Annotated in this window: 10 protein-coding genes; 4 read left to right on the forward strand and 6 right to left on the reverse strand. The window is 72.0% G+C overall.

Going from position 1 to position 14,037, the window contains the following annotated elements; translation table 11 throughout:
- Window positions 1-136: 136 nt before the first annotated feature.
- The 5 genes from ACWD68_RS36175 to ACWD68_RS36195 all read right to left on the reverse strand — a co-directional run bounded on the left by ACWD68_RS36175 (window position 137) and on the right by ACWD68_RS36195 (window position 6,953).
- Complete coding sequence (locus tag ACWD68_RS36175; RefSeq protein WP_451810702.1) at window positions 137-1,291, reverse strand: XdhC family protein; 1,155 nt, start codon at window positions 1,289-1,291, stop codon at window positions 137-139.
- Between the two features lie 44 nt (window positions 1,292-1,335).
- On the reverse strand, window positions 1,336-2,793 hold the full coding sequence (locus tag ACWD68_RS36180; RefSeq protein WP_451810703.1) for an NCS2 family permease: 1,458 nt from the start codon (window positions 2,791-2,793) through the stop codon (window positions 1,336-1,338).
- A 277-nt stretch (window positions 2,794-3,070) separates the two neighbouring features.
- Window positions 3,071-5,458, reverse strand: a complete 2,388-nt coding sequence (locus tag ACWD68_RS36185) for a xanthine dehydrogenase family protein molybdopterin-binding subunit (RefSeq protein ID WP_451810704.1) — start codon at window positions 5,456-5,458, stop codon at window positions 3,071-3,073.
- 2 nt (window positions 5,459-5,460) lie between these two features.
- Window positions 5,461-6,063 carry a (2Fe-2S)-binding protein gene (locus ACWD68_RS36190; RefSeq protein ID WP_451810705.1) on the reverse strand — a complete coding sequence of 201 codons (603 nt, stop codon included), beginning with the start codon at window positions 6,061-6,063 and terminating at the stop codon, window positions 5,461-5,463.
- Entirely contained in the window at window positions 6,063-6,953 is an 891-nt protein-coding gene (locus ACWD68_RS36195; RefSeq protein WP_451810706.1) for an FAD binding domain-containing protein, read from the reverse strand. The genes ACWD68_RS36190 and ACWD68_RS36195 overlap by 1 nt, the downstream gene beginning before the upstream one ends.
- Window positions 6,954-7,362: 409 nt before the next feature.
- Here ACWD68_RS36195 and ACWD68_RS36200 point away from each other — a divergent pair, with 409 nt between their 5' ends.
- Both ACWD68_RS36200 and ACWD68_RS36205 read left to right on the forward strand, forming a co-directional pair.
- On the forward strand, window positions 7,363-9,036 hold the full coding sequence (locus tag ACWD68_RS36200; protein ID WP_451810707.1) for a PucR family transcriptional regulator: 1,674 nt from the start codon (window positions 7,363-7,365) through the stop codon (window positions 9,034-9,036).
- Window positions 9,037-9,171: 135 nt separating this feature from the next.
- Complete coding sequence (locus ACWD68_RS36205) at window positions 9,172-9,945, forward strand: hypothetical protein (RefSeq protein WP_451810708.1); 774 nt, start codon at window positions 9,172-9,174, stop codon at window positions 9,943-9,945.
- 402 nt (window positions 9,946-10,347) lie between these two features.
- Here the strand turns inward: ACWD68_RS36205 and ACWD68_RS36210 are convergent, their stop codons facing one another.
- A complete protein-coding gene (locus ACWD68_RS36210; RefSeq protein ID WP_451810713.1) occupies window positions 10,348-11,094 on the reverse strand; it encodes a GntR family transcriptional regulator in 747 nt (248 codons plus the stop codon).
- Between the two features lie 562 nt (window positions 11,095-11,656).
- Here ACWD68_RS36210 and ACWD68_RS36215 point away from each other — a divergent pair.
- Complete coding sequence (locus ACWD68_RS36215; RefSeq protein ID WP_451810709.1) at window positions 11,657-12,550, forward strand: (2Fe-2S)-binding protein; 894 nt, start codon at window positions 11,657-11,659, stop codon at window positions 12,548-12,550.
- A gap of 313 nt (window positions 12,551-12,863) precedes the next feature.
- Entirely contained in the window at window positions 12,864-13,901 is a 1,038-nt protein-coding gene (locus ACWD68_RS36220; protein ID WP_451810710.1) for a DUF2637 domain-containing protein, read from the forward strand.
- The last annotated feature ends 136 nt before the right edge of the window (window positions 13,902-14,037 follow it).

Genomic DNA, 14,037 nt, shown 5'->3' on the forward strand with positions numbered 1-14,037 from the left:
GGTCACGAGGGACTTGCGGGAGCGCTCCCACAGGAGATTCGCCGAGGGGCGTGCCGGCGTCAATACAGGACGCAGAAGACATGCGGAGAAAGCCCACCACGGTCCGTGGTGGGCTGTCCTCGGCGGACTCGGGCGCTCAGGCCACCGAGTCGATCCGTCGCGCCGGAACCGAGGAGGCGTCGTGGTGGATCGGCGTGTGCGCGCCCGTGAGGGAAACCCCGCTTCCCCCACGCCGGTCGGCCACGATCTCCGAGGCGATCGACAGGGCCGTCTCCTCGGGCGTGCGTGCTCCCAGGTCGAGGCCGATCGGTGACCTGAGGCGGGTCAGCTCCAGCTCGGTCACGCCGACTTCGCGCAACCGCTCATTGCGGTCCAGGTGGGTGCGCCGTGAGCCCATGGCGCCGACGTAGGCCACCGGGAGCCGCAGCGCGAGCCGGAGCAGCGGGACGTCGAACTTGGCGTCGTGGGTGAGGACGCACAGGACCGTGCGGGAGTCGACCTCCGTGCGCTCCAGGTAGCGGTGGGGCCAGTCCACGACGATCTCGTCCGCGTCGGGGAAGCGGGCCGCCGTCGCGAAGACCGGGCGGGCGTCGCACACCGTCACCCGGTAGCCGAGGAACTTGCCCATGCGGACCAGTGCCGAGGCGAAGTCGATGGCGCCGAAGACGATCATGCGCGGGGGCGGGACCGACGACTCCACCAGGACCGTGAGCGGCGCTCCGCAACGAGAGCCCTGCTCTCCGATCTCCAGCGTGCCGGTGCGGCCGGCGTCCAGTTGGGCCGCCGCCTCGCCCGCCACCGTACGGTCGAGTTCGGGGTGGGCGCCGAAGCCGCCCTCGTACGAGCCGTCCGCACGCACGACGAGGGCGCGGCCCATCAGTTCGGCGGGACCGCTCACGACGCGGGCGAGCGCCGCCGCCTCCCCGCCCGCGGAGGCGGCCAGGGCGGTCGCGAGCACGGTCCGCCGGGCGGTGTCCCGCGCACGGACCGGGGTGATCAGGATGTCGATGACGCCGCCGCAGGTCAGGCCGACCGCGAAGGCGTCGTCGTCGCTGTATCCGAAGCGTTCGAGGACGGTCTCGCCGTCCTCCAGCGCCTGCACGCACAGTTCGTAGACCGCTCCTTCCACGCAACCGCCGGAGACCGAGCCGATCGCCGTGCCGTCGGAGTCGACGGCGAGTGCGGCGCCGGGCCGGCGGGGCGCGCTGCCGCCGACCGCCACCACGGTGGCGACGGCGAAGTCGCGGCCCTGCTCGACCCACCGGTGGAGCTCTTCGGCGATGTCCAGCATCTCTCGGTCTCCTTGACTGCGGTTGCGTGGAAGGAAGGCGGGCGTCAGTGGACGCCCATCCAGCTCTCGATCGGGTTGAGCGCGAAGTAGACGAAGAAGATCGCCGTCAGGCCCCACATGAAGGCCCCGATCTCCCGTGCCTTGCCCTGGGCGATCCTGATGGCGACATAGCTGATCACGCCGGCCGCCACGCCCGCGGTGATCGAGTAGGTGAAGGGCATGATCACGACGGTGAGGAAGACCGGGATGGCGGTGGCGCGGTCGGCCCAGTCGACGTGGCGGGCGTTCATCATCATCATGGCGCCGATGACCACGAGGGCCGCCGCCGCGACCTCGCCGGGGACGATGGCCGTGAGCGGGGTGAAGAAGAGGCAGGCCGCGAAGAAGATGCCGGTGACGACGGAGGAGAGACCGGTGCGGGCACCCTCGCCGACGCCGGTCGCGGACTCGACGAAGACCGTCTGACCGGAGGCGCCGGCGACACCGCCGACCGCTCCGCCCGCGCCGTCGATGAACAGCGCCTTGGACAGGCCCGGCATGCGGCCCTGGGCGTCGGCCAGCTTCGCCTCGGTGCCGACGCCGATGATGGTGGCCATCGCGTCGAAGAATCCGGCGAGCACGAGCGTGAAGACGATCATGCCGACCGTCATCGCGCCCACCTCGCCCCAGCCGCCGAACTCGACCTTGCCGAAGAGCGAGAAGTCCGGCATCGAGACGGCGCTGCCGTGCAGTTCGGGAGCGCCGCCGGCCCATTGCCTGGGATCGATGGCCCCGGCGGCGTTGAGGACGACGGAGACGACCGTGCCGGAGACGATGCCGATGAGGATCGCGCCGGGGACGCCGCGCGCCTGGAGCATGAAGATCAGCAGCAGGGTGGCGGCGAAGAGCAGGACCGGCCAGCCGGCGAGTTCACCGGCTGGGCCGAGGGTGACCGGGGTGGCCTTGCCCTGGTGCACGAAGCCGCCCTTGACCAGGCCGATCAGCGCGATGAACAGGCCGATGCCCATGGTGATGGCGTGCTTGAGCGCCAGCGGGATCGCGTTCATGATCATCTCGCGCAGCCCGGTGACGACCAGGAGCATGATGACCGCGCCGTACATCACGCACATGCCCATGGCCTGCGGCCAGGTCATCTGCGGGGCGACCTGCGAGGAGAGCACACCGGACACGGAGAGTCCGGCGGCGAGGGCGAGCGGAACCCTGCCGACGAAGCCCATGAGAAGCGTGGTGAAGGCCGCCGCGAACGCGGTCGCGGTGATCAGGGCCTTCTGGCCGAGCATGTCCCCCGCCGCGTCCTTGCCGGACAGGATGAGGGGGTTGAGCAGCAGGATGTACGCCATCGCCATGAAGGTGGTGACGCCGCCGCGCACCTCACGCGCGATCGAGCTTCCCCGCTGGGATATGTGAAAGTACCGGTCGAGCCAAGACCGTCCGGCCGGAACGCGGCTGCCCGCGCCCGCGTCCTGCGCGGCGGTCTTCGGCTCCAGTGACTGCTGGGTCATGTGGGCCTGCTCCCAAGGTTCAAAGGGGCACCCGCGACAGCCGTCCTGACGGCTGGTGAACCGCGAACGCGGTTGCGGGATTTGGGAAGGTGCTTCGGCCGCACGACCCGGGGGACGGCCCGAGACGAACGAGAAGAACTCTGGTGCGGTACGTGCCTTTTGCTTGCTGCTCCCTGCTGGGTTCCCCGGCTCCGCGAGCGGTGCGGTGGCCGGGTACTCCGGGCGGCGCGGCGAAGTGTGACGTTCCCGGTGCCGCCCGGAGAGATGTGTCCGGCGCCTACGCGGTTCCCGTGAGGTGTTCGGGGCGTACCGGCGTCCGGTCGAGCTCCAGACCCGTCGCGTTCCGGATCGCCGCGAGGACGGCCGGGGTGGACGACAGGGTCGGGGCCTCGCCGATGCCACGGAGCCCGTACGGGGCGTGGTCGTCCGCGAGTTCGAGCACATCGACGGGGATGGTCGGTGTGTCGAGGATGGTGGGGATCAGGTAGTCCGTGAAGGAGGGGTTGCGCACCTTCGCGGTCTTCGGGTCGACGATGATCTCCTCCATGACCGCGATGCCCAGGCCCTGGGTGGTACCACCCTGGATCTGGCCGATGACGGACAGCGGGTTGAGCGCCTTGCCGACGTCCTGGGCGCAGGCCAGTTCGATGACCTTGACCAGGCCGAGCTCGGTGTCCACCTCGACGACGGCGCGGTGCGCGGCGAAGGAGTACTGGACGTGGCCCTTGCCCTGGCCGGTGCGCAGGTCGAAGGCCTCGGTCGGACGGTGCCGCCACTCGGCCTCGACCTCGACGGCCTCTTCCCCGAGCACGTCGGCGAGATCGGCGAGGACCTCGCCGCCGTCGGTGACGACCTTGCCGCCCTCCAGGAGGAGTTCGGCGGTGGCCCACGCGGGGTGGTACGTGCCGAACTTGCGCCGGCCGAGTTCCAGGACCTCCTCGCGGACCAGCTCGCAGGAGTTCTTGACGGCCCCGCCGGTGACGTACGTCTGACGCGAGGCGGACGTCGAACCGGCGCTGCCCACCTGGGTGTCGGCCGGCTGGATGGTCACCTGTGCGACGCCCAGTTCAGTGCGGGCGATCTGCGCGTGGACGGTGACACCGCCCTGGCCGACCTCCGCCATCGCGGTGTGCACGGTGGCCACGGGCTCGCCGCCGACGACCTCCATGCGGACCTTCGCGGTCGAGTAGTCGTCGAAGCCCTCGGAGAAACCGACGTTCTTGATGCCGACGGCGTAGCCGATCCCCCGGACGACGCCTTCGCCGTGCGTGGTGTTGGAGAGACCGCCGGGCAGCTGCCGTACGTCGGCCTCCTCGCCCGCGGCGAGCCACTGCTGCTCGGGCGGCAGCGGCATCGCCTTGACCCGGCGCAGGAGTTCGGCGACCGGGGCCGGTGAGTCGACGCGCTGCCCGGTGGGCAGCAGCGAGCCCTGCTCCATCGCGTTGAGCTGACGGAACGCGACCCGGTCCATGCCCACTTGGTCGGCGAGCTTGTCCATCTGGGCCTCGTACGCGAAGCAGGCCTGGACCGCGCCGAAGCCGCGCATGGCGCCGCAGGGCGGGTTGTTGGTGTAGAGCGCGATCGCCTCGATGTCGACGTCCTCGACCACGTACGGGCCGACGCTCAGCGAGGAGGCGTTGCCGACGACCGCCGGGGAGGCCGACGCGTAGGCGCCGCCGTCAAGCACGATCCGCGCCTTCATGTGGGTCAACTTGCCGTCCTTGGTCGCCCCGTGCTCGTAGGAGAGCTTGGCGGGGTGGCGGTGGACGTGTCCGAAGAAGGACTCGAAGCGGTTGTAGACGATCTTGACGGGTTTGCCGGTGCGCAGGGCCAGCAGGCAGGCGTGGATCTGCATCGACAGGTCCTCGCGGCCGCCGAAGGCACCGCCGACGCCGGAGAGCGTCATCCGGACCTTGTCCTCGGGCAGGCCGAGCACCGGGGCGATCTGACGCAGGTCGGAGTGCAGCCACTGGGTGGCGATGTAGAGCTCGACGCCGCCGTCCTCGGAGGGCACGGCGAGGCCGGACTCGGGGCCGAGGAAGGCCTGGTCCTGCATGCCGAAGGTGTACTCGCCCCTCACGACGAAGTCGGCCTTCTTCGCGGCCTCTTCGACGTTGCCGCGGACGATCGGCTGGCGGTGCACGATGTTCGGGTGCGCGACGTGGCCGATGTGGTGGTCGTCGCGGTTCTCGTGCACGAGGATCGCGTCGGGCGCGGTCGCGGACGCCTCGTCCGTGATGACCGGCAGCTCTCTGTACTCCACCTTGATCTTGGCGGCGGCGCGGCGCGCGGTCTCCGGGTGGTCGGCGGCGACGATGGCGACGGGCTCGCCGTGGTGGCGCACCTTGCCGTGCGCGAGGACCGGGGTGTCCTGGATCTCCAGGCCGTAGTTCTTCACGTCGGTGGGCAGGTCGTCGTACGTCATGACGGCGTAGACGCCGGGCTGCGCCAGGGCCTCGGAGGTGTCGATGGACACGATCTCGGCGTGGGCGACCGTGGAGCGCAGGATCTGGCCCCACAGCATGTCCTCGTGCCACATGTCGGACGAGTAGGCGAACTCGCCGGTGACCTTGAGGGTGCCGTCCGGGCGGAGCGTGGACTCCCCGATGCCGCCCTTGGTCTTGGAGCCCTGGGTGATGTTCGTGGGCGTACCAGTCGTACCCATGGTCAGACCGCCTCAGACTGCCGGGCGGCCGCCAGACGGACCGCGTCCATGATCTTCTCGTAGCCGGTGCAGCGGCACAGGTTGCCCGAGAGCGCCTCGCGGATGTCCGCGTCGGTCGGGTTCGGGGTGCGCTCCAGCATCTCGTCCGCCGCGACCAGCAGACCTGGGGTGCAGAAACCGCACTGGACGGCGCCCGCGTCGATGAACGCCTGCTGGACGGGCGAGAGTTCGGTGCCCTCGCCGGTCTGTGAGTCGTGGCCCTTGGCCGCCCAGTGCTTGGCCTCGTCGAGCGAAGTCCCCTGCCTCTCCGGGGTTCCGCAGGCTCCGGTGGAGCAACCTCCGTGCTCCGCGCGCCGCTTGGCGAAGTCGGCGAGCCCCTCGACGGTGACGACCTCGCGGCCCTCGACCTGCCCGGCGGCGACCAGGCACGAACACACGGGGACGCCGTCCAGGCGGACGGTGCAGGAGCCGCACTCGCCCTGTTCGCAGGCGTTCTTGGAACCGGGCAGGCCGAGACGCTCGCGCAGGACGTACAGGAGGCTCTCGCCCTCCCAGACGTCGTCGGCCTCCTGCTCGCGGCCGTTGACCGTGAAATTGACGCGCATTACGCGACTCCCTCCGTGCGGGCGGCGGTGCCGCGGTAGGACTCCCAGGTCCAGGTCAGCGTGCGGCGGGCCATGATGCCGACCGCGTGGCGGCGGTAGCTCGCCGTGCCCCGGACGTCGTCGATCGGGTTGCAGGCGCCGGAGCACAGGTCCGCGAACTGCTTGGCGACCGACGGGGTGATGATCTTTCCGTTGTCCCAGAAGCCGCCCTCGGCGAGTGCCGCGTTCAGGAACTCCTCGGCGGCCTTGGCGCGGACCGGGGTCGGCGCGGCCGAGCCGATGCCGGTGCGGACCGTACGGGTCTCGGGGTGCAGGGCCAGACCGAAGGCGCACACCGCGATGACCATCGCGTTGCGGGTGCCGACCTTCGAGTACTGCTGCGGTCCGTCCGCCTTCTTGATGTGGACGGCCCTGATCAGCTCGTCGGCGGCGAGCGCGTTGCGCTTCACGCCGGTGTAGAAGGCGTCGATCGGGATCAGCCGGGTGCCGCGGACGGACACGGCCTCGACCTCGGCGCCGGCCGCGAGGAGGGCGGGGTGGGCGTCGCCGGCCGGGGAGGCGGTGCCGAGGTTGCCGCCGACGCCGCCGCGGTTGCGGATCTGCGGGGAGGCCACCGTGTGGGAGGCGAGGGCCAGCCCGGGGAGCTCACCGCGCAGGTTCTCCATGATCCGGGTGTACGGGACGGAGGCGCCCAGCCGCACGCTCTCCTCGCCGACCTCCCACTCGCTCAGCTCGCCGATGCGGTTCAGATCGAGAAGGTACTCGGGCCGGCGGTGGTCGAAGTTGATCTCGACCATCACATCGGTGCCACCCGCAATCGGCACAGCGGTGGGGTGCTCAGCCTTGGCGGCGAGCGCCTCCTCCCAGCTGGCGGGGCGAAGGAAGTCCATGAGTGGCTCTCTTCATTCGTATCGTGGTTCGTTCTGATCAAGCCAGATCGTGTGCGGGCGGCCCGGCTCGTTCATGAGGTGTTTACGCGGAGTGGGGTCAGTACACAACGGTGTCCCGCACCGGGGTCAGTCACCGAAACCATGAAGGAGTTGGCTGGCCAGCGCGCGCATCTTGTAGATTCGTATGAACTGAGGTCATCAGCAACCTCTTCGTTTTGCCCTGGAAACAGTGAGCACAGCCCGCTGGAACAGCGAGCACGGCTCCCGAACCCCAGGACACAGGCCCAAGGGGCCGGGACCACCGATTCTCGGAACCCACGGACCGGCTCCTCGGAGCCCGGGGACCCGCTCGCGGGGCCCCACTACCGATCCATCGTAGATTTCGAGACAAAGAACGGCGGCGACGAGAATGCGGCTGCGCGCACTGCTGGACACCGACGCGCTGGGCCTGCGGCTGCTCGGCGGCGAGGACGAGCTCGACCGCACCGTCCGCGGTGTGATGACCACCGACCTCAAGGACCCCAGCCGCTACCTCTCGGGCGGCGAGCTGGTGCTCACCGGCCTCGCCTGGCGGCACGACGCCGACGACTCGGAGCCCTTCGTCCGCATCCTCGCCGGCACCGGGGTCGCGGCCCTGGCCGCCGGTGAGGCGGAGCTCGGCGACATCCCGGACGACCTGATCCTGGCCTGCGCCCGGCACCGGCTGCCCCTGTTCGCCGTGAACGAGTCGGTGGCCTTCGCCACGATCACCGAGCACGTCGTACGCCAGGTGTCGGGCGAGCGCGCCGGGGATCTGGCCGCCGTGGTCGACCGGCACCGGCGGATGATGACGTCGGGCCCGGCGGGCGGCGGCCCCGAGGTGGTCCTCGATCTGCTCGGCACCGACCTCGACCTGCGCGCCTGGGTCCTCTCCCCCGCCGGACGGACCATCGCGGGCTCCAAGGTCGCGGGCGCCGCCCTGCCCGCCGACGCCTGCGCGAAGCTGGCCGCCGAGCATCTGGCGGCGGTACGCACCGGGCGCCGGGGACCGCACCGGGTGGCGGTGGGCCCGGCGACGTACTCGCTCTTCCCGATCCGCTCGTCCGGGCGCGCCGCGGGCGCCTCCCGGGACGTGCGCGAGACGGTGCTCTCCGACTGGCTGCTCGCCGTGGAGGCGGACGCCGGGGACTGGCCCGAGGAGCGGCTCGACCTGCTCCAGGGCGTCACCCAGCTGATCGCGGTGGAACGGGACCGGCGGGACGCGGCGCGCACCGTGCGGCGGCGGCTCGCGCAGGAGGTGCTGGAGCTGGTCCAGGCGGGCGCGGCGCCCGCCGAGATAGCCGCGCGGCTGCGGGTCGCGGCGCCGGTGCTGCTGCCCGGCCTGGGCGCGGCACCGCACTGGCAGGTCGTGGTGGCGCGCGTCGAGTGGGACGGCGGCGAGATCGAGGGCGGCCCGGTCGCCCAGGCGCTGCTCGAGGAGATCCTCGTGGACCCGCTGTCGCCCGGGCCGGAGCACTCCGACCGGATCGCCGTCGCGCACACGGGTGACGAGGCGGTCGCGCTCGTCCCCCTTCCGGCGGTCCCGGCCGAGGACGACGCCGCCGAGCCGGGCCTGCTCGCCGACTCGCTTCTGGCGGCCGTACGGGACCCGCTGTCGGCCGGCCTGAACGACGACGGTCGGCTCACGCTCGGCGTCAGCGCCGCCGTGCACTCGGCCGAGGGGCTGCGCGGCGCCCTGGAGGAGGCCCGGCACGCCCGCCGGGTCGCCGCGGCGCGCCCCGGGCGGGTCTGCGCGGCCGGACACCAGGAGCTGGCCTCGCACGTCCTGCTGCTGCCCTTCGTCCCGGACGACGTGCGCCGCGCCTTCACCGCCCGTCTCCTCGACCCGCTGCGCGAGTACGACCGCCGCCACCGAGCGGAGCTCATTCCGACCCTGGAGGCCTTCCTGGACTGCGACGGCTCCTGGACGCGCTGCGCGGCCCGTCTGCACCTCCATGTCAACACGCTGCGCTACCGCGTCGGCCGCATCGAGCAGTTGACGAGTCGTGATCTTTCACGCCTGGAGGACAAGTTGGACTTCTTCCTGGCACTGCGGATGAGCTGACCCCAGCGGCCCCACGGGAGCCGCGCGCAACCGATGACTTTGTGAAATCCTTCACCCACCCCCTTGGCCGGGCCCGGTGATCCGTGCTGAGATGCGACCACTCAACAGCTCAATGGTGTGCTCGGGGAGGGCAACGTGGCGCATACCGCCATGTCTGGTACCGGAACGACTGCAGGGGACGATCCACTCCAGACCGCGGTATGGCGGCTGCGCTCGCGCGCCTGCTGGGCCGACGCGGCGGCGCTGCTCCAGCCGCGCACGGCGGCGCCCGCGCTGCAGAGAGCGTCCCTGCTCGTCGAGCGCTGCCTCTACACCGAGCAGGGCTGGGCCGAGGCGGAGGACGCGCTGCGCACCGCGGAGGCCCTCGCGCAGAGCGATGACGAGCGGGGCGCGGCGGCCTGTGAGCGGGGTCAACTCGCCTACGCCGCAACACTGCTGAACGTGCGCGACCGGGCCGACGAGGCACGTGCGGCGCTCGGCAGGGCTGCGGCCCTGCTCGCACCGGGCGCCCCCGGGCGGGCCCTGCTGGACTTCCGCCGGGGTCTGCTCGCCGAGAATCTCGCCCACTCACCGCAGTCCGCCCGCGCCGCGTACCGGCGGGCACACGCCGGGGCGACCACCCAGGACGATCCGCTGCTGCTCTCCTGCACCTGGCGGCACCTCGCCGGACTCGCCCTGCGCGAAGGCGAGTTGGCGGAGGCCAGGCACGGATTCGCCGAATCTCTCCGGATTCGGGAGGAGCTGGGCTATCTCGTCGGTACGGCACCGGCGTTGGCGTCCCTGGCCGACGCCGAGGTCGAGCCGGAGGCGTCGCGGCTGCGGGCGGAGGCGGGACGGCTGTTCCGGCTGCTCGGCGGCGTACCCACCTGGCTGGCCGATCAGTTGGCTCCGCCCGCGGCGACGGCCTGATCACGTACGGGCGGGCGGACACTCCGCCCGCCCGTACGCACAGCCCCGGTATCCGCAGGCCCCGGCTATCGCGCGGCGGCCAACGGGAACGCGTCCCGGAGTGCGGCCAGTTGCGTGCTCCGCTGCCCCGCGCTGGAGCGCGTCCCGTGAAGGAAGACGATGGGCACCGCGTCCGCCGCCGTCAGCGGTACCCCCGGGTGACACGGTCCTCGAACCATTTCCATCGGCGGGATCTCCCTCGTGGTCACACCGAGCCCACTGGTTCCGGAACCGCGTCGGCAGGTCCCGCGCGAGCGGCGCGGCGTCGGTGCGGAGCTCTGGCACACCCGGTTCCGGTCGCTCCGCCGGACCTGATGAGCGGGAGAAGTGAGCGGTCGGCGGGCAGGCGGCGGAACGGCCGTTTCAGGACGCGCCGGTGAAGTGCTCGCGCACCAGGGCCTGGACGACCGCCAGGTCCTCGGCGATCAACGCGTCGAGCAGGGCGGTGTGTTCGGCCGCGTCGGCCACCAGGTCGGCGCGGCCCCGGGAGACGGGGCCGCCGACCAGGGGCCACTGGGCGCGGCGGTGCAGATCGTCGGCGATGCGCACCAGCTGCGCGTTGCCCGCGAGGGCCAGGACGGCGCGATGGAAGGACCGGTCGGACTCCGCGTAGGTCGCGCGGCAGCCCGAGGACGCGGCCCGCACGGTGGCCTCGGCGAGCGGACGCAGCTCGGCCCACCGGGCGGCGGGCACGGTACGGGCGAGACGGAGCATCACCGGAACCTCGATCAGGCCCCGGATCTCGGCGAGTTCGGCCAGCTCCCGGGTGCCGCGCTCGATGACGCGGAAGCCCCGGTTGGGGACGACCTCGACAGCGCCTTCGACGGCGAGCTGCTGCATCGCCTCCCGGACGGGCGTCGCGGACACCCCGAAGCGCTCACCGAGCGCGGGGGCCGAGTACACCTCGCCGGGCGCGAGTTCACCCGCGACGAGCGCGGTGCGCAGCGCGTCGAGGATCTGCCCGCGCACGGAGGACCGCTGTACGACGGGCCGGGCCGCCTCGGGACGTACCGCGGAGCGGCCGTCGTCGACTCGTGCGGGGCGAACGTTCTCGGCGTGTACGGGATGGGCGTTGTCGCCGCGCACCGGGCGGGCGTTGTCGCCGCGCACCGGGCGGGCGTCGTCGCTGTGCGCCGGGCGGGCGTCGTCCGTGTGCGGGGGGCGAGTGCTCTCGGCGTGTGCGGGGCGGGCGTTCTCGGTGCGGACCGCGGAGCGGGCGTCGTCCGTGCGTACGGCACGGGCGTCGTCCGTGCGTACGGCGGCGCGGGCCTCCTCGGCGCGAGGGCGCGGGATCGGCACCTCACTGTGCGTGTGCTCACCGCGGGCCGAGGGCATGCCGGGGCCGCCCGGCCCTGCGACCGGTCCGGCACCGACGCCCGCGGCGCCCGCGGGGACGCCTCTCGCCCGGCCCGCGTCCGCGGCCCCCGGCTGGGGTGGAACCCGATGGGCGGCTGTACGGATCTCTGGGCCCCACACCCCGGTGGAGGGGTGCGCGCCGCGCGGACCGGCCTGCTCCACGGGGTGCTCCTCCGGCTCGGTGGTACTTGAGGTCATGGCGTCGGTTGTTACTCGTCCGTCAAGCACGATAGGCGCACATGGCCCTGGTTCAAACACCCGAATCGAAGGGTAAGGTAAGGCTTACCTGCAAACGATCGTGAAGCGATGGTTCCGCATGCCCGCTCCCGCCCCGACCGCCGGCACCGCCACGGCCGCCTCGACCGGCCCCGGCACCCCGCCCGCCGCCGTGTCACCCGTGGCGGAGGCGTACGCGCGGCTGAGCGAGGTCTTCCCGGACCTGAGCGTCAGCGAGCTGGCGGCCGGAGAAGCGGCTCCGCGGGGCGCGGGCTGGGCGGCCGCCGCCCGGCTCGCCGAGGGCGGGCCCGACCTCGACGCGTTCCTCGCCTGGGACGAGGCCCAGGTGATCCGGGACTACGGACAGCGCGCCCGGCCCGATGTCGTGGCCGGCTTCGGACTGCACCGGTACGCCTGGCCGGCCTGTCTGCTGATCACCGTGCCGTGGTTCCTGCTGCGCCGGGTGCCCCGGCTGCCTGTGGAGCACGTCACATATCAGCGCGAGCTCGGCCGGATGGCGGTCCGGGTCACCAGGTTCGCCTGCCTGCCGGACGACCCGGCCGCCGGTCTGCCGGGCGCCAGGGTCGTACCGGACGAGGAGGCCCTGCGGGCGGAGGTGCGGGCCGCGGTGGCCGAGCACCTGGAGCCCGTCCTCGGCGGATTCGGGCCGCGGATGCGGCGGCGCGGCCGGGCCCTGTGGGGCATGGCGACGGACGAGATAGTCGAGGGCCTCTGGTACGTCGCCGGTCTGTTCGGCGAGGAGCCGCGCGCGATGCGTGAGCTGGAGCTGCTGCTGCCCGGCTCGGCCCGGCCGTACGTCGGCTCGCCGGCCTTCCGCGAGCTGACCGGTCCGGACGGGGAGCCGCTGCCCACCCGCGACCGGGTGAGCTGCTGCCTCTTCTACACACTGCGCCCCGCCGACACCTGCGCCACCTGCCCGCGCACCTGCGACGCGGACCGGATCACCAAGCTGACGGCCGCCGAAGCGAGTTGAGCCGCCCTGGGCGGGCGCCGGTCCGTGCGCGCCCCAGGATCACACCGGTCGGGGCCCCGGCGGACAGCTCCCGCGAATGACAGGCGATTCACAATTTCCTCACTTGTCTCGGGAACTTTCCGTGGAACCATTCGTATGGGTAGTCTTATTCGTACTCAACTCCCGTCCCTCGCGCGGCAGTTCGAGCAGAAAGTCGCCCTGTGCATCCCTTGGTACTCCCTTGGCGGCCTCTTGCCCCGAAACCCCCTGAGGGCCGACGTGATTGGGCCACTATGGCGGGCGTTACGCCCTATCCCAATGCAAGGGACCCCAGATGAGACTTACCGACATATCGCTGAACTGGCTGCTTCCGGGCGCCGTTCTGCTCCTGGGCCTGCTGGCGGCGGTGGCGGTGCTCGCGCGCGGCAAGCGGTCCGGGGACAGCACGAGCAGCGACGACTCGTGGGAGCGCACCGAGGAGCGCCGCAGGCGTAAGGAGGCCATCTACGGCACGGCCTCCTATGTTCTGCTGTTCTGCTGTGCCGCGGTCGCGGCGGCACTCTCCTTCCATGGCCTGGTCGGCTTCGGCGAGCAGAACCTCGGCCTCTCCGGCGGCTGGGAGTACCTCGTCCCGTTCGGCCTGGACGGCGCGGCCATGTTCTGCTCCGTCCTCGCGGTGCGCGAGGCCAGCCACGGTGACGCGGCGCTCGGCTCCCGCATACTCGTGTGGACCTTCGCCGGTGCGGCGGCCTGGTTCAACTGGGTCCACGCGCCCCGGGGTATGGCCCACGCCGGTGCTCCGCAGTTCTTCGCGGGCATGTCCCTGTCGGCCGCGGTGCTGTTCGACCGGGCGCTGAAGCAGACTCGTCGTGCGGCCCTGCGTGAACAGGGTCTGGTGCCGCGTCCGCTGCCGCAGATCCGTATGGTGCGCTGGCTCCGCGCGCCCCGTGAGACGTACAGCGCCTGGTCGCTGATGCTGCTTGAGAACGTCCGCTCCCTGGACGAGGCCGTGGACGAGGTGCGCGAGGACCGGCGCCAGAAGGAGCAGAACCGACTGCGCCGCCGGAACGAGGAGCGGGTCGAGCGAGCGCACCTCAAGGCGCTCAGCCGTGGTCACCGCGGCTTCCCCGGACGCGGCGGCGCCCGGGAACTGGAGACCACCGTGGAGCGCGCGCCCGCCCAGGCCTCCGCGGAGCCTGCGATATCCACCGCGGAGCAGCTGCCCGTACGCTCGCGGCCCTCCCTCACGCCCGTCCGCAAGAGCACTGAGCCGATCACCGTCGACCTCACCACGGAGGACGACACGATGGCCCTGCCGCGACTCGACTCCCTGGAGCGCAAGCTCAAGGACCTCGAGCAGCAGTTCGGCTGAGGCGCGGATCCGAGCCGGGCGACAGCCCGGACGGCCCGGCCCGGCTGACCCGCCCCGGGCCGCGACGCCACCACCGCCCGGAGCCGAGAGCGGGCGGGTGGGGCGGTGTGGTTGGTCGGGAGAGTTGATAAAGGGG

Source organism: Streptomyces sp. NPDC005141 (assembly GCF_053599975.1).